This window comes from Actinokineospora sp. NPDC004072 (assembly GCF_053604195.1).
This window is the reverse complement of the sequence record NZ_JBSGHB010000021.1, coordinates 49,788-69,417: the sequence shown is the minus strand read 5'-3', so window position 1 is coordinate 69,417 and position 19,630 is coordinate 49,788. Positions and strand designations below refer to the sequence as shown.

The 19,630-nt window shown below is 73.0% G+C and carries 15 protein-coding genes and 1 tRNA gene; 7 read left to right on the top strand and 9 right to left on the bottom strand.

Annotated features, from left to right (window positions below; translation table 11 throughout):
* The first annotated feature begins 23 nt into the window (after positions 1–23).
* Positions 24–536 carry a hypothetical protein gene (locus ACWEPX_RS27350; RefSeq protein WP_451900113.1) on the top strand — a complete coding sequence of 171 codons (513 nt, stop codon included), beginning with the start codon at positions 24–26 and terminating at the stop codon, positions 534–536.
* 35 nt (positions 537–571) lie between these two features.
* On the opposite strand, the gene ACWEPX_RS27345 is transcribed toward ACWEPX_RS27350, so the two are convergent.
* A tRNA-Arg gene (locus tag ACWEPX_RS27345) sits at positions 572–644 on the bottom strand.
* A 132-nt stretch (positions 645–776) separates the two neighbouring features.
* Here ACWEPX_RS27345 and ACWEPX_RS27340 point away from each other — a divergent pair.
* Together ACWEPX_RS27340 and ACWEPX_RS27335 are read left to right on the top strand one after the other, a co-directional pair.
* Positions 777–1,685 carry an ABC transporter ATP-binding protein gene (locus tag ACWEPX_RS27340; RefSeq protein ID WP_451900112.1) on the top strand — a complete coding sequence of 303 codons (909 nt, stop codon included), beginning with the start codon at positions 777–779 and terminating at the stop codon, positions 1,683–1,685.
* Between the two features lie 5 nt (positions 1,686–1,690).
* Complete coding sequence (locus tag ACWEPX_RS27335; RefSeq protein WP_451900168.1) at positions 1,691–2,890, top strand: ABC transporter permease; 1,200 nt, start codon at positions 1,691–1,693, stop codon at positions 2,888–2,890.
* A gap of 65 nt (positions 2,891–2,955) precedes the next feature.
* Here ACWEPX_RS27335 and ACWEPX_RS27330 read toward each other — a convergent pair whose 3' ends face one another.
* Positions 2,956–5,793 carry a penicillin acylase family protein gene (locus ACWEPX_RS27330; protein ID WP_451900111.1) on the bottom strand — a complete coding sequence of 946 codons (2,838 nt, stop codon included), beginning with the start codon at positions 5,791–5,793 and terminating at the stop codon, positions 2,956–2,958.
* A gap of 134 nt (positions 5,794–5,927) precedes the next feature.
* On the opposite strand from ACWEPX_RS27330, the gene ACWEPX_RS27325 reads away from it, so the two are divergent.
* Positions 5,928–6,575 carry a response regulator gene (locus ACWEPX_RS27325; RefSeq protein WP_451900110.1) on the top strand — a complete coding sequence of 216 codons (648 nt, stop codon included), beginning with the start codon at positions 5,928–5,930 and terminating at the stop codon, positions 6,573–6,575.
* Here the strand turns inward: ACWEPX_RS27325 and ACWEPX_RS27320 are convergent.
* The gene (locus ACWEPX_RS27320; protein ID WP_451900109.1) at positions 6,551–8,059 is read right to left on the bottom strand and encodes a diguanylate cyclase; all 1,509 of its coding nucleotides are present in this window, start codon (positions 8,057–8,059) and stop codon (positions 6,551–6,553) included. The genes ACWEPX_RS27325 and ACWEPX_RS27320 overlap by 25 nt on opposite strands.
* A gap of 483 nt (positions 8,060–8,542) precedes the next feature.
* On the opposite strand from ACWEPX_RS27320, the gene ACWEPX_RS27315 reads away from it, so the two are divergent.
* Entirely contained in the window at positions 8,543–10,798 is a 2,256-nt protein-coding gene (locus ACWEPX_RS27315; protein WP_451900108.1) for a terpene synthase family protein, read from the top strand.
* A 7-nt stretch (positions 10,799–10,805) separates the two neighbouring features.
* Here ACWEPX_RS27315 and ACWEPX_RS27310 read toward each other — a convergent pair whose 3' ends face one another.
* The 6 genes from ACWEPX_RS27310 to ACWEPX_RS27285 all read right to left on the bottom strand — a co-directional run bounded on the left by ACWEPX_RS27310 (position 10,806) and on the right by ACWEPX_RS27285 (position 16,615).
* The gene (locus ACWEPX_RS27310) at positions 10,806–11,573 is read right to left on the bottom strand and encodes an alpha/beta fold hydrolase (RefSeq protein ID WP_451900107.1); all 768 of its coding nucleotides are present in this window, start codon (positions 11,571–11,573) and stop codon (positions 10,806–10,808) included.
* Positions 11,574–11,596: 23 nt separating this feature from the next.
* The gene (locus tag ACWEPX_RS27305; RefSeq protein ID WP_451900106.1) at positions 11,597–12,511 is read right to left on the bottom strand and encodes an XRE family transcriptional regulator; all 915 of its coding nucleotides are present in this window, start codon (positions 12,509–12,511) and stop codon (positions 11,597–11,599) included.
* Positions 12,512–12,667: 156 nt separating this feature from the next.
* The gene (locus ACWEPX_RS27300) at positions 12,668–13,549 is read right to left on the bottom strand and encodes a hypothetical protein (protein ID WP_451900105.1); all 882 of its coding nucleotides are present in this window, start codon (positions 13,547–13,549) and stop codon (positions 12,668–12,670) included.
* 83 nt (positions 13,550–13,632) lie between these two features.
* Positions 13,633–15,630: an oxidoreductase gene (locus ACWEPX_RS27295; RefSeq protein ID WP_451900104.1), complete on the bottom strand. Its 1,998-nt coding sequence runs from the start codon at positions 15,628–15,630 to the stop codon at positions 13,633–13,635.
* A 3-nt stretch (positions 15,631–15,633) separates the two neighbouring features.
* The gene (locus ACWEPX_RS27290; RefSeq protein ID WP_451900103.1) at positions 15,634–16,164 is read right to left on the bottom strand and encodes a PadR family transcriptional regulator; all 531 of its coding nucleotides are present in this window, start codon (positions 16,162–16,164) and stop codon (positions 15,634–15,636) included.
* A 52-nt stretch (positions 16,165–16,216) separates the two neighbouring features.
* Positions 16,217–16,615, bottom strand: a complete 399-nt coding sequence (locus ACWEPX_RS27285; RefSeq protein WP_451900102.1) for a very short patch repair endonuclease — start codon at positions 16,613–16,615, stop codon at positions 16,217–16,219.
* Positions 16,616–16,775: 160 nt separating this feature from the next.
* Between ACWEPX_RS27285 and ACWEPX_RS27280 the strand changes: the two genes are divergently transcribed.
* Together ACWEPX_RS27280 and ACWEPX_RS27275 are read left to right on the top strand one after the other, a co-directional pair.
* Entirely contained in the window at positions 16,776–18,644 is a 1,869-nt protein-coding gene (locus tag ACWEPX_RS27280) for a trypsin-like serine protease (RefSeq protein ID WP_451900101.1), read from the top strand.
* A gap of 74 nt (positions 18,645–18,718) precedes the next feature.
* On the top strand, positions 18,719–19,609 hold the full coding sequence (locus ACWEPX_RS27275; protein WP_451900100.1) for a hypothetical protein: 891 nt from the start codon (positions 18,719–18,721) through the stop codon (positions 19,607–19,609).
* Positions 19,610–19,630: the final 21 nt, after the last annotated feature.

The window sequence follows — 19,630 nt, the reverse complement described above, 5'->3', positions numbered from 1 at the left end:
GCCGGACAGGTACGTTTCCTGCTATGGGGGTCTCTGCCGCGCAGACGAGGCAGCTGGGGCCGTTGCCGCACTCCGCGCTGGCCGCCGCCACCCTCTGCGTTCTGCAGGGCGCGGTCCCGCTGGCGATCACCGCTTGGCTCGACAAGACCCCGGACGGCCTGTGGACGACGTTCACCCGCCGATTCGATTTCTGGACCAGCTGGCCGTGGTGGGCCGGAATCCTCGGCTACGCCCTCGTCCTGGCAGCCACCCTCCCAACCCTCGCGCGGCGGCGCAGCGGCGGCCTTGTGCTGCTGGGGGTGGTGAGCGCTATCTCCTACGCCGGACTCGCCGGATTCTGGATTGGCCTGCAATCGCCGGGATCGATTGTGGGCCACATCGGCGAAACCCTGAGCCTGAGCGTCGTATACGGCAACTTCTGGCCAGCCCTGCTGATCGCCATCTTCACGGGCTGGCGATACCGGGCGTACACGAGTCGGGACCGGGAAGGGCGCGCCCACGGAACCGGGGCTGCGGGCGGCGGGACCAGCCGGTAGCCGCCCACCGCCACCTACCGCAGGCGGATCGCCAGTGCCCCCGGCAGGAATCGAACCTGCGACACACGGTTTAGGAAACCGATGCTCTATCCCCTGAGCTACGAGGGCTTGCCAGGGGTCACCATACCCCCCGCCCGGGTTCGGGGCGGCCACTAGGGGCCCTGCCGGATGTCCGTTTCGCCCGGGGAGGGCAGGATGGGGGGTGTTCGCCCAGGTGAGGATGATCGAGGGGAGTGGCGGATGGGTCGCCGTCTGGAGATCGATGGGATCTCCAAGAGGTATGGAGACGTCGTGGCGTTGCGGGAGATGACGTTCGACGTTCGGGCTGGGGAGCTGTTCGGGTTCGTCGGGAGCAACGGGGCCGGGAAGACGACCACGATGCGGATCGCGCTCGGGGTGTTGGCGGCTGATGGTGGGGAGGTGCGGTGGGACGGGGCGCCCATCACGCCGACCACGCGGCGGCACATCGGGTACATGCCGGAGGAGCGCGGGCTCTACCCCAAGATGAAGGTCGGCGAGCAGCTGGTCTACCTGGCGCGGCTGCACGGGCTCTCCGCCGCGGCGGCCGAGCGGTCGGTGCGGGAGTGGACCGAGCGGCTCGGGGTGGCGCAGCGGTGGGATGACGAGGTGCAGCAGCTGAGCCTGGGCAACCAGCAGCGCGTGCAGCTGGCCGCCGCCCTGGTGCACAACCCCCTCATCCTCGTCCTCGACGAGCCGTTCTCCGGCCTGGACCCGGTCGCCGTCGACGTCATGAGCGGGGTGCTCAAGGACAAGGCGCGCGACGGGGTGCCGGTGGTGTTCTCCAGCCACCAGCTCGACCTGGTGGAGCGGCTCTGCGACCGGGTCGGCATCGTCCGCAATGGACGGATGGAGGCGTGCGACACCGTTGAGGCGCTGCGGTCTTCGGGGACGACGCGGCTGGTGGTGGAGGCGCCGAACGCCGGGCCCGGGTGGGCCGACGGGGTGCCGAACGTGACCGTGGTCGCCCAGGACGGGCCGCGGACCGAGCTGGAGCTCGGCGAGGGCGCCGACGACCAGGCCGTGCTGCGCGCGGCGCTGGCCACCGGGCCGGTCACCGAGTTCAGCAGGCGCAGGCAGTCGCTGACCGAGTTGTTCCGCAGCGTGGTTACCGGGGAGGGATCGGCGTGAGCGACATGCCGGACGTGCAGTTGGGGAACTGGCAGGCCGTCGGCCTGGTCGCGGGCCGCGAGATCAAGACCAAGGTGCGGTCGAAGGCGTTCATCGCCCTCACCGGCGTCACGCTCGTCCTGCTGGTCGGGTTCAGCCTGCTGATGAAGCTGATCTCCGGCGGCTCCGACGCCACCGTCGGCCTGCTCGGGCCGACCGCGTCGCTGGAGCAGCCGCTGAAGGCGACGGCGACCACCATCGGGCGCACCATCGACACCCGCGCGGTCACCGACGAGGCCGCGGGCCGCGCCGACCTGGCGGCGGGCGACCTCGACGCCCTGCTCGTGCCCTCCGGCGACACCTTCGCCGTGGTGGTGCAGCAGGACCTCGACGGCTCGCTGGAGGACGTGCTCAACGTGCTCGCCGGGCAGGTCGCGTTCAACGAGGCCATCACCGGCCTCGGCGGCGACCCGGCCGCGGTCAACGAGACCGTCGCGCAGGCGCGGGTCGAGGTGCGGCCGATCGAGCCGCCGCAGGAGTACGACGGACAGCAGCTGGTGATCGGGATGGTCGCGGGCGTGCTGATCTACATGTCGCTGCTGCTCAACGGGCAGATGGTGGCCACCGGCGTGGTCGAGGAGAAGTCCAGCCGGGTCGTCGAGCTGCTGCTGGCCACGATCCGGCCGTGGCAGCTGATGGCGGGCAAGGTGCTGGGCATCGGCCTGATCGGGCTGGTGCAGATGGCCGTGGTCGGCGGCATCGGCATCGCCGCGGCGCTGGCGTTCGACGTGCTGACGATCAGCCTGTCGACGGCGGTCGGGACCGTCATCTGGCTGGTCGTGTGGTTCCTGCTCGGCTTCCTGGCGTACTCGCTGCTGTTCGCGGCGCTGGCGGCGCTGGTGTCGCGGCAGGAGGACGTCGGCGGGGTGATCACGCCGCCGCTGATGTTCGTCATCCTGGGCTACGTCGTCGGCATCTCGGTGCTGCCGTCGGACCCGGGGAACAAGCTGGTCGAGACCCTCTCGCTGATCCCGGTCTTCTCCCCCACCCTCATGCCGATGCGCATGGCGATGGGCGGGGTGCCCGCGTGGCAGGCGATCCTCGCCGTGGTCCTGACCGCGGCCCTGATCCCGGCCCTGGTGTGGCTGTCGGGCCGCATCTACCGCAACGCCGTGATGCGCAGCGGCGCGCGTGTGAAGCTGATGGACGCGCTCAAGCCTGCGTAGTCAGCACAAGGGGCGCGGGTGTTGTCCACCAGGACAACGCCCGCGCCCCTTGGCGTCTGGGACGGTCAGGCCGGGCGGGTGTAGGACCGCGGGTGGCCGGGGAGCCCGCGTCCGTGGCCTGCGGTGGCCGTCACGGCGCCGCGGCGGGCGGGGAATTCGACGATCTGCTGGTAGGTCGGGCGGTTCTGGGTGGAGATCGGCTCGTGGGTGATCCCGCCGAGGGCGTTGTGGATGATGGCGTCGGCGCACCACTGGTCGCCTGCGGCGCAGTCGCCGTCGCCCGGGTAGACGGTGGTCGCCGGGGTCGCCGCGGCGGTGCGCAGGGTGTCGACCAGGATTTGCCGGCAGCGGGCGAGGTCGCCGCCACCGCAGAATTCCGCGCCCAGCGGTGACGCGACCGGCTCGCCCAGCACCGCGCGCAGGTCCTTGTGGACGAAGCCCCACCAGCCCGCCTGGTAGGACGAGCCCTGGTGGGCGTTGCCGTTGGACGGCGACTCGTCCACCTTCAGCACCCGGGTCAGCTCCGCGTACGCCGCGTCGCCGAGTCCGGGGGCGAACTGCGCGCGGACCAGCAGCGGCCACCAGGCGTCCATGATGCGGATGGCGTCGGCGTGCTCGTACACCCGGCCGTTGGCCTTGCGCAGGCCCCCGGCGGCCAGCCAGTCGCGCAGGGAGCGCAGGGCCGGGTCGACCGACGGGTCGGAGCCGATGACGCGCAGCAGCAGCGGCAGCACGCGCTCGGCGCGCAGGTCGGCGAGGGCGGCTTCGGCCATCGCCTGGGTCAGGCTGACCCGGGTGACACCGCCCTCGGCGACCAGTGCGCGCACCCGCGAGTCCAACAGGTCACCGCGGTGCACGGCGCCGCGCTCCAGCCCGGACGCCGCGGTCCCGGGCGCCTGGTTGTTGTTCCACGAGATGATGTAGTCCTGGTTCACCACCTGCGGATGCGACTCGTAGGGGGTGTACGCCGCGCGGTTGGTGTCGGGGTTCCAGCCCGCCCAGTCGTAGCCGGCGTTGGCCAGCACCGGCATCCCGGGGTCGACGGCGGGGTCGCGGACGGGGTTGTTGCCCGAGTTGTAGTACGCGATGTCGTCGGCGTCGGCGTAGAACCAGTTGAACGTGTAGCCGATGTGCGAGGCGGCGCGCTGGAAGTCCGCCGCCGACCGGATCGCCGCCGGGTCGTTGAACTCCTGGAAGCCGATGACCGAGTCCAGCTCGTGCAGGTAGGTCGACCGCAGCCGGGTGTAGGCCACCGGCTTGCCGCCGATGGTCGCCCGGTGCGTCACCGGACCGTACTTCGTCCGGTAGGCCCGCAGCGTGTACGACCCGGCGTCGACCGGGCTGCCCACCGACCAGTACCAGGAGTTGCGCCGCTCCACGACCTCCATCGGCAGGCATTGGCCGCGGTGCAGGTAGTGGTTGCTGCCCAGGGTCGGGGGGCCGCTGGGCGAGCAGAGCTCGACGGCGTAGGTGTCGATGATGTCCTGCGACGAGGACGTCGCGCTCCAGGCGTAGTCCTGGCCGCGGCCCAGCAGCACGTAGAAGCTGATCCCCGCGAACGACGCGCCGCGCGCGCTGATCCCCGGCCCCTGCAACTCCTGCAGCATGAGCAGCTGCGGGGCGAAGTAGCCCGTCTGCGGCCCGAACACCGCGACCGGGTTGCCGCTGGCGGTGTGCGCGCCGGAGACCAGCAGCGCGTTGGACATGCCGCGCTTGTCGGCCAGCAGGTCGCCGGGCAGGACGCCGTCGGCGAGCAGGCCGCGCGCGACCTCGATGGTCTGCGGGCCGCCCTTGGGCGTCGCCAAGTCCTTGCGCTGCACCGCGGCGGTCTGCGCGCCCGTCCGGTCGAACACCAGCGGCTGGCGCACGACCGAGCCGGGGTCCGGCATGGCCGCGCCGCGCGGGTTGGCGGGCGGGAGCGCGTACGGGAAGCGGGCGCCGGTGTGGACGGTCTGGATGTGCTCGGGGTCGTCGGCGGTGCGCAGCGACCGCCAGATCCGCTCGCCCTCGGCCAGGCCGTAGCGCTCCTGGATGGCCAGCTTGGCGACCGCGGCCTGCACCTCGCCACCGCCGCCCGCGCCGAACTGCGAGCCGATCACCGCGGCGATGACGGCCAGGTCGGTCAGCTTGAACGGCTCGATGCGGCCCGCGTTGGTGATCGCGTCGATGTGGCCGAGCAGGACGTACTCGCCGGGGAAGTACCGGCCGCTGTGCGCGCGGCTGATGTAGGCGTTGACGCCCTCGACGTAGTCGCGCGCGTCCGCCATCGCCTGCGCCCCGCGCGGGCCCGCCGCGGCGGCGTCGTCGATCTGGCGCTGGAGGTCGGCCTCGGTGTACGGCGCGTCGGCGAAGAAGCCCTGCTCCAGCTGCTGGTTGGCGGCCGCGCCGCCGGCGAACGGGGTGAGCTGGCCGCGGCCGACGCGGCGCAGCACGTCCATGACGAACAGCCGGTCCTGCGCGGCGGCGTACCCGGCGCCGAACATCGTGCCGGAACGGGTAGTGCCGGTGATGTGCGGTGTGCCGGTCGCCTTGTCGCGCACGATCGTCACGTCCGCCCGCGGCTTGGTGGTGCTCTCGACCTGGGCCGGGGGCACGCCGAAGGAGGCGTCGTTGAAGTACTGGGCGATCTTGTCGGTGGTCAGCGCCGGGTACCCGGTCGCCAGCGCGGCGTACTTGCCGAGTTGGTCGTCGGCGTGCCGGGGCCGGGTGCCGAGCACCTGGTGGGCCAGGATCTCGGCGAGCGTGGCGCTGCCGTTCTGGCCGGGCGGGTTGATGTCGGCGCACTGGCCGACGCAGTAGTCGGTCGCGGCGGTGGCGGGCGGGGTGACCTCGGCCGCGGCGGGGGCCGGGAGCAGGGAGGCCAGGACCGTCACGCACGTCGCGGCGGGGATGAGGACTCGCACCGGGGATGCTCCTCTCGCCTTGTGACGTTCGGTCACGTTACCGGTGCGTGGCGCAGTTGCGAAAGGCTTTCAGCTTCGGCCCCTCCCCGGCCTCCCGGTAAGCTTCCGAAAAGGGCACCCTTCGGGGAGGGCGCATGCTGAAAGTGATCGTCGCCGACGACGAGGACCTGGTCCGCACGAGCCTGCGGACGATCCTGACGAGCGCGCCCGACATCGAGGTCGTCGCCGAGTGCGCCAGCGGGCACGGGGTCGCCGACGCCGTGCGCCTGCACCGGCCGCACGTCGTGCTGCTGGACATCCGCATGGGCGACACCGACGGCATCACCGCGCTGCGGGCGATCACCGCGCTGGTCGACCCGCCCGCGGTGTGCATGCTCACCACCTTCGACATGGACGACTACGTCCGCCGCGCGCTGCGGCTGGGCGCCTCCGGGTTCCTGCTCAAGGACGTCGACCCGGCGTACCTGATCAAGGCGGTGCACGACCTGGCCGCGGGCGGCGTCGTGCTCGACCCGACGGTGGCCGCGCGGGTGGTCAACGCGATGGCCGTCGGCGAGCGCGCGGCCGAGCCCGCCCGCGAGCGGCTGGCCACGCTGTCCGAGCGCGAGCGCGACGTGGTGACCCTGATCGGGCGCGGGCTGTCCAACGCCGAGATCGGGCGCGAGCTGCACCTGTCGGAGACCACGGTCAAGGGCTACGTCTCCGCGGTGCTGGGCAAGATCGGCGCCAGCAACCGGGTGCAGGCCGCGCTGGTGGCCTACCGCGGCGGGTTGATCGCGTAGTCGCCGACCGAGGAGTGCACCTCGACCCGGTTGCGCCCGCGGCGCTTGGCCCGGTAGAGGGCGATGTCGGCGTTGGCGAACAGCTTCTCCAGCGAGTGCGGGCCGGTCGCCACGCCGATGCTGACCGTCGGCCGCTGGGTGGTGCCGAGCACGGCGGTCCAGTCGTGCTGGTCGACGGCGGTGCGCACCCGCTCGGCGACCGAGACGCCGACCGGGACGTCGTGGGCGTGGTCGGCCGGGTTGTCGACCAGGACGACGACGAACTCGTCGCCCGCCCACCGGGCGATCAGGTCGCCGACCCGGCACTCGTTGCGCAAGACCTGGGCGATCTCGCGCAGCGCCGCGTCGCCCGCGGCGTGGCCCGCGGCGTCGTTGACGCCCTTGAACCAGTCGACGTCGATGAGCACCAGCCACGGCACCCGGCCGCTGGCGATGGCGCGTTCGAGCAGCTCAGGAGCGGTGTGCTCCAGGCCGAGGCGGTTGGCCAGGCCGGTCAGCGGGTCGCGGGCGGCGGCCTCCTGGGCGGCCATCGCCAGGCGCTGGGCGCGGATGGCCAGGCGGCGCTGCTCCAGGGCCTGGCTCAGGCCCTCCTGCAGGGTCTCGACCGCGGTCCGCCGGGCCATCACCGTGCGGCGCAGGGCCGCGGCCTCGCCGGCGTGGTCGCCGTTGTCCCGGCAGATGTTGGCCAGGTCCTCGGAGTAGCGCTGGAGCAGGGCCACGTCGTTGATCTGCTCGGCGCACTCGACGGCGGTGATGCCGTGCTGGGTGGCCGCGTCGAGGTCGCCGGTCTGCCAGCGGATGCGGGCCAGCACCCAGTTGCCGACCGACTCGGCCCACACGTCCGGGCCCGGGGCGGCCAGCTCCAGCGTCCGGTTGGCGATGCGCTCGGCCTCGTCCAGCTCGCCGAGCCCGGCCAGCGACGCGCCGTAGGCGGCGAGCAGGGCCAGGTGGATGCGCCCCCCGGTGACCAGGCCCAGGCCCTCCTCGAAGGCCGCGATGGCCTCCCGGTAGCTGGCCTCGGCCTCGGCCGGGGGCTGCTCGCAGGCGCGGAAGTTGAGCGTCCCGCCCAGGTTCTGCAGCGCGTGCGCCAGGATCTCCACGTCGTCACCCTTGCGTGCGACTTCGACGGCCACGCGGGTGATGTCCAGCGACGCCCGGCGGTGGCCGATGCCCTCCAAAAGGTAACCCAGCCGGTGCAGGGTGTCGGCCGCGAACGAGCCGCGGGGCTGCTCGGCGTCGATGTCGCTCCAGCCCTCGGCGGCCAGCTCCAGGGCCAGCGGGATGCGCCGCAGCCGCCAGGCCGAGACCGCCCTGCGGGTCAGGATGGCCGCGCGCGTCCACGGCGCCAGACCCGGCGGCACCTTGGCGAGCAGCTGGTCGAACAGCATGTTCGCCTCGTCGGCGCGGCCTGCGTCGATGAGCAGGCGCACCTCCCGGTCCGCCCGGAGCGCCTCGGCGGCGGCGAGTTGGTCGTCCTGGCCCACACCGTCCTCGGTCTTCGGTCCGGGCCACCCCAGCGCGGGCGGGGGCGACCGGTGGTCTGAGACACAGGTGGGAAAGGCTACTAGGCCAACCGAGCGTAACCCGTTTGGAGTAGCCATTCCGGGACGATCCGGACGACGGTGCGCGACCGACTCGGCACGGACCGTCAAGACCGTCCTACCTCAGGGTAGGGCAGCGGGACCGCATCGCGGGCGGTTTTGGCCGCGACGACCACCGGGTTTCCGGCCGCCGACCGCGCAGATCGCACCGAGCAGGCGAGGTGGCGGGCACCCGGGCGGCGCGTCCGGGTGGCACCCGCCCGAGTGGCGGAGACCACACTGACGCTGGGTCGATCATGAATCACTCGATCGAGGGATCAGGTTTCTCGATGGTGTTGACCCACTGGCCCCGGCTGGGCGGCCCTGATTGCCTTGGCCGCGCAAGATCGGTCCGCCGGGGTGCGCGGCGGGGAAAGCGAGGGGCCCGTGCCGCAGCCGTTCCAGTTGCCCGAGTTCTACGTGCCGTACCCGGCGCGGTTGAACCCGAACCTGGCCGCGGCCAGGGCGCACACCCGCGAGTGGGCGCGGACCATGGACATGGTCGACGCCCCGCAGCACGGGGTGCGCATCTGGGACGCCGCCGACCTGGAGGCCCACGACTACGCCCTGCTCTGCAGCTACACCCACCCCGACGCCGACGAGCTGAACCTCAACCTCGTCACCGACTGGTACGTGTGGGTCTTCTACTTCGACGACCACTTCCTGGAGCTGTTCAAGCGCCCCCGCGACATCGACGGCGGCAAGGAGCACCTGGAGCGGCTGAAGCTGTTCATGCCGCACGACGGGGAGATCACCGCGGAGCCGGTGAACCCGGTCGAGCGCGGCCTGGCGGACCTGTGGAACCGGACGGTCCCGCACCGCTCGGCGGCCTGGCGGGCGCGGTTCATCGAGAGCACCGCCGCCCTGCTCGACGAGTCGCTGTGGGAGCTGGCCAACATCGACGCAGGCCGGATCGCCAACCCCATCGAGTACGTCGAGATGCGCCGCAAGGTCGGCGGCGCGCCCTGGTCGGCCAACCTCATCGAGCACGTGGCCGACGCCGAGGTCCCCGCCGAGGTGGCGGGCGCGCGGCCGATGCTGGTGCTGCGCGACACCTTCGCCGACGCAATCCACCTGCGCAACGACCTGTTCTCCTACGAGCGCGAGGTGCTCGACGAGGGCGAGCTGTCCAACGGCGTGCTGGTGCTGGAGGCGTTCCTGGGCATCAGCACCCAGGAGGCCGCCAACCGGGTCAACGACCTGCTCACCTCCCGGCTGCACCAGTTCGACCACACCGCGGTCACCGAGGTCCCGGCGATGGCCGACGAGGCCGGGCTGGACCCGGCGGCGCGGGCGGCGCTGCTGGCCTACCTCAAGGGCCTGCAGGACTGGCAGTCCGGCGGGCACGAGTGGCACCTGCGGTCCAGCCGGTACATGAACACCGGCACCCGCGCCAACGCGCTGGCCGGGCCGCTGGGCCTGGGCACCTCGGCGGCGCGGATCGTGCCGTCGCTGCTGTCGCCCCAGCGGTTCGCCCGGTTCACCCACGTGCCGTTCAGCCCGGTCGGGCCGCTGGACCCGCCCGAGGTCGACATGCCCTTCCCGCTGCGGCTCAACCAGCACCTGGACCGCTCCCGCGAGCACGTGGTCGAGTGGACCGCGGCGACCGGCGCGCTCGACGAGGGCGTGTGGGATGAGGCCAAGCTGCGCGCCTACGACCTGACGCTGTGCGCGGCGGGGCTGCAGCCGGACGCGGACGCCGAGACGCTGGACCTGACCGCCGACTGGATCGTCTGGGGCACCTACGGCGACGACTACTACCCGGTCGTCTTCGGCAGGCCCGCCAACCTCGCCGCCGCCAAGGCGCAGAACGCCCGGCTGGCCGCGCTCATGCCGCTCGACGGCGACGCGCCCGAGCCGGGCAACGGCCTCGAACGCGGCCTGGCCGACCTCTGGCAGCGCACCGCAGCGGACATGACCCCCGAGAACCGGGTCTCGATGCGCGCCTCGGTGGTGGACATGCTGGAGAGCTGGGTGTGGGAGCTGGCCAACCACCTGCAGAACCGCATCCCGGACCCGGTGGACTACATCGAGATGCGGCGCAAGACCTTCGGCTCGGACCTGACGATGAACCTCTGCCGCATCAACCACGGGCGGCGCGTCCCGCCGCAGGTCTACGCGAGCAGGCCGGTGCGGGCGATGGAGACCGCGGCGATGGACTGGGCGACCCTGCTCAACGACGTGCACTCCTACCAGAAGGAGATCGAGTACGAGGGCGAGCTCCACAACGCGGTGCTGGTGGTCGAGGACTTCCTCCGCGTCGACCGGCACGCCGCCCGGCGCGTGGTCTGCGACCTGATCAACGCCAGGATGCGGGAGTTCCAGCGGGTCACCGAGCACGACCTGCCGATCCTGTTCACCGACTTCGACCTGCCCGAGGAGACCAGGGAGACCCTGCTGGGGCACGTCGAGGAGCTGCGCAACTGGATGGCGGCCATCGACCACTGGCACACCGGCTGCCACCGCTACACCCCGCAGGCGCTGGCCGAGCACAGCCCCGCGCGGTCCGCGGCACCCGACCGCCTGGGCACTGCCGGGCTGGGCACTGCCGGACTGGGCCCCGCCGGACTGGGCACTGCCGGGCTGGGCATCGGGCCCGACCGGCTGGGCACGGCCGCGCTGCGGCTGGCCGCCCGGGGCTAGGCCGGCCTCAGCCCGCGGCGGGCAGAGCGCTGAGGAACTCCGCCAGGGCGTCGTTGAAGACCTCGGGGCGCTCCAGGTTGGGCATGTGGGCCGCGCCGTCGACGACCAGCAGGCGGCCGTCGGGCAGCGCGTCGGCGGTCTCCCTGGCGACCGGGACCGGGGTGAACTCGTCGTCGGAGCCGACCACGACCAGGCCGGGGACCGCGGCGGCGCGCAGGCTGGGCAGGTAGTCGGGGCGGTCGGCCCGGCCGCGCTGGGCGGCCGCGGCGCCCGCCGCCGGGGCGCCCGCCATCATCGGCAGGACGAACGCGCCCACCTCCGGGTTGCCGGGCGACACCATCTTCCAGATGACGTCGTCGGCGTAGCCGCGCATGCCCTCCCGGTCGAGCTGGTCGGCCATCGCCAGGCGGTTGCGCCGCGACTCCGGCGTCTCCGGGTGCGGGGTCGTGTCGGCCAGGACCAGCCCGCGGACGCGCTCGGGGTGGACGCGGTGGAACTCCATCACCAGCTGCCCGCCCATGGAAAGTCCACACAGGACCGCGGACTCGACGCCGAGGGCGTCGAGTAGCTCGACGAGGTCGGCGGTGTGCCGCGCGAAGGGGACGGTGCCCGGGGTGACCGGGCTCTGGCCGTAGCCGCGCAGGTCCGGGGCGATGGCGCGGTAGCCGATGCGGGGCAGCAGGTCCAGCTGCGGGCGCCACATCGTCCGGTCGAACGGGTGGCCGTGCACCAGCAGGACAGCGGGGCCGGAACCGGCGTCGTCGTAGCTCAGCACCTCTCCGACGATATCCGAACCGGTCACCAATCCCACATGAGGAGATAACGCCCCGGAGCCGCGTCCGCCGTGGTCAGTTGTGCGCTATGGGAGGCGTCCAGGCGCAGGGGCTCGGGCCTGCCCGCGGCCCCGCTGCCGCCGCGGTGCTCCCACCGGCAGCGGGCGGGGCGGGCGGCGCGGTCGAAGACGACCTCCAGGTGCAGGTCCCGGACCGGGTAGCGGAGCTTGCGCTCGTAGCAGGTGGAGCGCACCGAGGTCGGCGGGCAGAGCAGCTCGTACTCGACCAGGATCGCCTCGCCGCGGGCCAGCTCGCGGTCGAAGGCCAGGGCGGCGACCATCCGCCCGTGGGCGGCGTCGTAGCAGGAGCGGGCCACCGAGCAGTGGCGCAGCGGGCGGATGCGGGGCCCGACCCGGCTGGGCGCCTCCAGCGCGTAGGCGATGATCACCTCGCGCACCCCGGCGCGCTCGGCGCGCAGGACCTGCCGGACGCGGATCATGCGCTGGGTGCGGTCGGGCCCCACGCGCACCAGGTCGTGCTGGCTGATCCGGGTCAGGTGCCGGTCGTGGCCCGCGTCGACGCGCCGCAGCAGCAGCGGCATCGTCGCGTCGTTGGGCCAGACGGCCTCCACCGACAGGTCCGGGCGTCTGCGCCTGCCCCGCGGCCGGGGCGCGCCTAAGAGCCGGACCAGCGCCCCGTCGGGCACGCCGACGACCTGCTCCAGGACACCGAGCGCGACCAGCGACTCGCGGCGCTCGGGCCTGCTGCGCCCGGACTGCCAGTGACTGAGCGCGGCCACGCTGACCGCGCAGCCGTGCTGGGCCAGGCGGGTGCGCACGCGCTCCAGGCTGAGCCCGCTGCGGTGGATCGCCGCGCGCAGGGCCACCTCGAACGGTCCGGTGGCGAGCACGTCGGAGAAGTCCTGCTGGTCGACCGACATCGTCTCCGCCCCGGCCCTCCCCCACGCGAATCTGACGGCGGAACTGTATCCCGACGCCGCTTCGCCGTTCGAGGGCCGGCTACCTTGGGTGATCACCCCGTTGCAGGTGAGCCCTCGTGCGGTCACCTTTCACCGAATTCCACAGATTGCGCTGGGTCACCACGACCAGCGGATGCCCGTCACCCCGGGGGGCACGTCGCCGCACACGATGTGCGGTGCGCGGGTGCGCTCCAGGGCGTGCTCCTCGTCGTCGCGGTACTCCACGCAGGCCGAGGGCGCGACGCCCGGGTCGAAGACGACCTGCAGGACGTAGTTCTGGGCGCTGCGGGCGAACCGGCGCTCGATGAAGGTCGACGGCACGGTGGGCGCGGTGGCCAGGATGTAGTCCACCACCGCGGTCTCCCCCGGCCGCAGCGCGCGGCCGAACATGATCTGGGCGTTCATCATGCCGGTGTCGTCGTGGGTGCGGACCGCGCCGAGCCAGCCGGAGACGACCCGCTCGAAGCGCGGGATCTCCCGGTCGGTCGGCGCGCCCGCGGCGGTGATGTGCAGCCGGTCCACCCCGGGCACCTCGGCGCGCACGACGACGCGGGTGTGCACCCGCCGGGCCAGGCCGTCGCGGTCGACGAACTGCTGGTCGTGCACGGACAGGTAGGACACCCGCCGCGGCGGCGGGCAGGTCAGCTCGCCCAGGACCTCCGGCAGCCGCTCCGGGTCGAGGTTCCACAGCCGGTCGAAGCCGATGACCCCGCCGCGGTCGGCGGCCCAGCGCCCGCGCGGGCGCTTGGGGCCCAGCAGCGCGACCAGCCCGCCCGGCCGCACGTTCAGCATCGCCTCCAGCTCGCGGACGGCGCGGATCGACGCGGGGCGCTCGGGCCTGCTGCGGCCGCGGCGCCAGTAGCTCAGCGTGGACAGGCTGACGTCCAGACCTTTGGATCGCAAGCGCTCCCGGATGCGGTCGAGGGTCAGGCCGCTGTCGTCGACCGCCCTGGACAGCGCCGCGGCGAACCGGTCAGGGTGCCGCCTGCCGGGTTCCATCGTCGGATCCTCCCCCGCCTCGAATTCGGCACAGTATGGCGGGAGTCGCCGATCTCCGTAGTGACACAGGACACAGGTGTCCGCTAGATCGACACGGCCACCCGGGTGCCCTGCTCGATGGCCCGCTTGGCGTCGAGCTCGGCGGCCGCCGCCGCGCCGCCGACGACGTGCGCCGGGATCGCGCCGAGCTGGCCGACGAGGTCGCGAACGGACTCCTGACCTGCGCAGACCACGATCGCGTCCACCGCGAGCGTGCGCGGGTCCGCCCGCTTCGGACCGAAGCTGATGTGCAGCCCGTCGTCGTCGATGCGCTCGTAGTTGACGCCCGTGAGCTGCTCGACGCCCTTGCTCTTCAGGGCCGCGCGGTGCACCCACCCGGTGGTCTTGCCGAGCCCCGCGCCGATGCGGGAGGTCTTGCGCTGCAACAGGTACACCTTGCGGGGCGAAGTGGACGGTCGCGGCTCGGTCAGCCCTTCGACGGTGACGCCCCACTCCGCGCGCCACGCGGCCAGGTCGAGCGCGGGGGACTCGGCGTGGGTGAGGAATTCGCTGACGTCCACGCCGATCCCGCCCGCGCCGATGACCGCGACCCGCTCCCCCACCGGCTTGCCGTGCCGGACCACATCCACATAGGACAGCACGCTCGGGTGGTCGATGCCCGGGATGGCGGGCACGCGCGGGACGACGCCGGTGGCGATGACGACCTCGTCGAAGCCGGTGAGGTCGGCAGCGGTGGCGCGGGTGCCCAGCCGCACGCGCACGCCGGTGCGGTCGAGCATGCGCTCGTAGTAGCGGATCGTCTCGGCGAACTCCTCCTTGCCGGGGATGCGCCGGGCGATGTCGAACTGCCCGCCGATGCGGTCGGCGGCCTCGAACAGCTCGACCCGGTGGCCCCGGCCGCCGAGGGTGACCGCGGCGGCGAGGCCGGCGGGCCCCGCGCCGACGACGGCGACCCGCTTGGCCCGGCGGGTGGGGGCGATGACCAGCTCGGTCTCCCGGGCGGCGCGCGGGTTGACCAGGCAGGTGGCGCGGCGGTTGCCGAAGATGTGGTCCAGGCACGCCTGGTTGCAGGCGATGCAGGTGTTGATCTCGTCGACCCGGCCCCGCTCGGCCTTGGCGACCCACTCCGGGTCGGCCAGCAGCGGCCGGGCCATCGACACCAGGTCGGCCCCGCCGGAGGCCAGGATCTCCTCGGCGACCTGCGGCATGTTGATCCGGTTGGTGGCCACGACCGGGATGCCCACGTGCGGCTTGAAGGCCCGGGTGACCTCGGCGAAGGCCGCGCGGGGCACCGAGGTGGCGATGGTGGGCACGCGGGCCTCGTGCCAGCCGATGCCGGTGTTGATGATGGTCGCGCCCGCCGCCTCGACCTCCCGTCCCAGCGCGGTGATCTCGTCCCAGGTCTGCCCGTCCTCGACCAGCTCGGCCATCGACAGGCGGTAGACGATGATGAAGTCCGGCCCCACGGCCGCGCGGGTGCGCCGGACGACCTCCACGGCGAGGCGGCGGCGGTTCTCCGGTGAGCCGCCCCAGCGGTCGGTGCGCTTGTTGGTGCGCGGGGCGAGGAACTGGTTGATGAAGTAGCCCTCCGAGCCCATGATCTCCACGCCGTCGTAGCCCGCCTGCCTGGCCAGCTCGGCGCAGCGGGCGAAGGCGTCGATCTGCGCGCGGACGCCGCGGTCGGACAGCGCGCGCGGGGTGAACGGGTTGATCGGGGCCTTGATCGCCGAGGCGGAGGCGCTGAACGGGTGGTAGGCGTAGCGCCCGGCGTGCAGGACCTGCAGGGCGATCTTGGCGCCCTCGGCGTGCACGGCGTCGGTGACCAGCCGGTGGCGGCGGGCCTCGGCGGCGGTGGTCAGCTTGCCGGAGAACGGCTTGAGCCAGCCGGTGCGGTTGGGCGCATAGCCGCCCGTGATGATCAGCCCGACCCCGCCGCGGGCGCGCTCGGCCAGGTAGGCGGCCAGCTTGGGCAGGTCGCGGGCGCGGTCCTCCAGCCCGGTGTGCATCGAGCCCATGACGACCCGGTTGCGCAGGGTGGTGAAGCCGAGGTCGAGCGGGGACAGCAGGGCGGGGAAGTCCATCGGTCACTCCATCGCGTCGAGCACCTCGTCGCACCAGGCGACGAAGGCCGCCTCGGCGGCGATCCCGCCGCGCAGGACGAGGTACTGGTGCAGGGTGGGGCCGGTGTGCGCGGCGCCGTCGGGGAAGTCGGCCGCCTCGATGGCCCGGTAGGCGGCCAGCCGCTCGGCGTGCGCCCGGCGGTGCCTGCGCACCTCGGCGACGACGGCGGCCACGTCGCCGTAGGCCGCGCCGCGGATCTTCACGGCGAGGTCGGTGCGCAGTTCGACGGGCTCGCCGGGTTCGGCGAGCCAGCGGGTGAGCTCGGCGCGGCCGTCAGCGCTGGCCGAGTACACCTTCTTGTCCGGCTTGCCCTCCTGGGCGACGTGCTCGACGGTGACCCAGCCGTCGTCGAGCATGCGCTTGAGGACGCGGTAGATCTGCTGGTGGGTGGCCCGCCAGAAGAAGCCGATGGACTTGTCGAACCGCCGGGTCAGCTCGTAGCCGGACCCGGACCGCTCGCGCAGCGAGACCAGGATCGCGTGCTCCAGCGCCATGTGCTGGAGCGTAACCTATGCACCTGGGTGCAATGCAACACGGCGCATAGGGTCAGCTCCGCACGGCCTGCGCCACGCGGGCCGCCGCCGCGGCCGGGTCCTCGTGCTCCCACACCCGGACCACCCGCCAGCCCGCCGCCGCGAAGCGCGCGTCGGTGTCGCGGTCGCGGGCGCGGTTGCCCTCGATCTTGGCCCGCCAGAAGTCGGCGTTGCTCTTCGGCCAGGTCGCGTGCTCCGGGCAGCCGTGCCAGAAGCAGCCGTCGACGAAGACCGCGACCCGGGCGCGGGTGAAGGCCACGTCGGCCTCGCGGCGCACGCCCGGCACCGGGCGGCGGTGGACGCGGTAGCGCAGGCCCGCGGCGTGCAGCGCGCGGCGCAGGGCCATCTCCACGGCGGTGTCGCGGGCGCGCTGGCGGCTCATCCGCGCGCGGGTGGCCTCGGTGGTCTCCACGGGTGCCTGCTCCAGCCCCGACGTGCCTGCATAAAGTTCCGTACCCCTACGGATACCGACCCTGATTGTTCCCTACCGGGTGTCACTCGAAAGTGACCAGCAGCGAGTGGCCGTCGACCCTGCCTAGAGGCGGCTGTTCCTGATCCGGAAAGGAACCATCGTGAAACGTACACCACGGTCCATTGGCCTGATGGCCTTGGCCGCGGCGACGGTGCTGGTGCCGCTCGGCACAACCATCGCGCTGGCATCCGAGGAGAGCGGGGCCGCCACCGCGCCCGCGGCCAACTACGAGGGCAGCGCCTACCCCGGCCCCGCCCCCGACGCGGGCGCGCAGTTCTACAACGGCCAGGACGCCACCGTCGCCGAGTTCCCCGGCATCATCGCGGGCATCCGCGCCGGTGGCCCGCGTCCCGAGGGCCAGACCTGCACCGGCACGGTCGTCGCCCCGCGCAAGATCCTCATCGCCGCGCACTGCGCCGACGCCACCGGTGAGAAGCGCTTCGTCTACGGGCTCAACGACCTGGCCGACTTCGACGGCGGCAACGGCTCCGGCTTCGTCGCCAACGTGGTGGAGTACAAGAAGCACCCCCGCTACGTCAACTTCGACCAGGGCTACGACGTCGCGGTGGTCACCGTCGACCGCGACATCCCGCTGCAGGGCGGGGCCGCCTTCCCGAAGGTCGCCACCTCCGCCGACGCGGGCATCTGGCAGGTCGGCGACACCGGCCTGGGCTTCGGCTACGGCAAGAAGAACCACGCGGACAACCCCGCCGACGTCACCCTCGACAAGGCGAGCCTGCCGATCGTCGACGGCGCGCGGGTGTGCACCGGCGTCGGCGCGGGCTTCCAGGCCGCGACGATGATCTGCACCGGCTACGCCGACGGCCGGGTGACCATCCTGCAGGGCGACTCCGGCGGGCCGCTGATCGTCGACGGCAAGATCGTCGGCGTCGCGTCCTGGAGCCGGTCGGACTTCCGCTGGTACGGCATCTACGGCCGCCTCGACAACGACATGGGCGACTGGGTGGCCCAGGAGATCGGCGACGGGCCCGACCCCGGCGAGGAGTTCGGCGTCGAGGTCAAGCCCGCCAGCGGCTCGGTCGCCGCGGGCCAGCACCTGTCGGTCGAGGTCGCCACCACCGCGGGCGAGCTGGGCTCGGTCGACGCCACGCTGTCCGCCTCCGGCGTGCCCTCCGGGGTGCAGGCGGTCTTCCAGACCGACACGGTGACCCTGGGCGAGTCGGCGAAGCTGACCTTCGACGCCTCCTCCAGCGCGGTCAACGGCACCCACGAGGTGACCATCACCGCGCGCACCGGCAGCGGGCAGACCTCGACGGCCCAGTTCAGCCTGACCGTCACCGACGGCGGCAACCCCGAGCCCGGCGAGTTCACCCTCGGCGCGTCGCCGAGCGCGCTGACCGTGGCCGCTGGCAAGGTCATCTCCGGCACGATCACCAGCAGCGGCACCGGCAGCGGCATCCGCCTGGCCGCCTCCGGCCTGCCCTCGGGCGTGACCGCGGAGTTCCAGCCCGGCAGCATCGATGCGGGCAAGAACGCCAAGGTCACCTTCAGCGCCGCGGCCAACGTCACCGCGGGCACGCACGACGTGCGGATCACCGGCACCGACGGCGCGGGCAAGAGCGCCAGCACGACCATCCGCCTGACCGTGCAGGGCGAGCAGCCCGGCGGCGGCGACGTGACCGTGACGGCCTCGCCGAGCAGCGGCAGCGGCTGGCAGGGCTCGATGATCCAGACCCGGGTCAGCGCGCGCGGCGGCACCGGCAGCCTCACCCTGTCCGCGACCGGGGCCCCGGCGGGCACCCAGATCTTCTGGAACCCGCAGACCATCGCCCAGGGCGGCAGCAGCGACGTCTGGTTCTTCACCAACTTCCAGACGGCGCCGGGCACCTACCGGGTGACCATCAAGGCGACGGCGGCGGACGGCAAGTCCGGCACCACCACCTTCACCATGACGGTCACGTCCTTCGGCGGCTGGCAGTTCGGCGGCCGCGAGGCCACGGCCTGGTAATCGACGAGCCCGCCGCGGCGGCAGACCCGGGGCGCCCGGGTCTGCCGCCGCGGCGCGCAGGCGAGGAGTCCGCGATGGACCTGGACACCTTCCCCGCCGTGCTGGACCGCACGATCGAGCGCAGCGGGATGAGCCTGGAGCACCTGCAGCGGCGGCTGTCCCAGCGCGGCATCCGGGTGAGCCTGTCGACGCTGAGCTACTGGCGCCGCGGCCGCACCCGACCGGAGCGGCCGGAGTCGCTGCGCGCGGTCGAGGTCATGGAGGACGTGCTGGAGCTGCCCCGCGGCCACCTCGGCGCCCTGCTCGGCCCGCGCAAGCCGCGCGGGCGCTGGGCATCGCGCGCCGGGGCGACCCGCGAGCCGGAGACGCTCTGGCGCGACACCACCGGCCTGGCCACCGCGCTGTCCTCTTTGGACGACCCGGTGCCCGGGACGCTGACCTACCTGTCCGTGCACGACCACCACCACGTCGACCACGAGCGCAGGGACAGCCACACCACCGTGCGGATGGTCCTGCGCGCCGAGGCCAACGGGCTGCGCTCCTGCGTGGTGCTGCACCGGGCCGAGGAGGCGGACAAGGCGCTGCCGGTGCTGGTGGCGGGCCCCGGCTGCGTCGTCGGGCGGGTGCGGGCGCAGCCGTCGAGCCGCTTCACCGTCGCCGAGATCCTCTTCGACCGGACGCTGGCCATCGGCCAGACCGCGCTGGTGGAGTACGAGGTCCGCTGGTTCGGCGCCGCGACGGCGACCCGCTACAGCCGGGCCATGCGCCGCAGCCCCCGGTCCTACCTGGCGCAGGTCAGCTTCCACCCGGCGGCGCTGCCCGCGGAGTGCCACTCCTTCACCCAGGCCGACGCCTGGGCGCCCGAGCTGGGCACCGGCAGGCTGCGGCTGGGCGCGTTCGCGGGCGTGCACGCGCTGGTGAACGACCCGCCGACGCCGATAGCGGGCATCCGCTGGCGGTGGTGAGCGGCGCGGGCCGACCCGCGC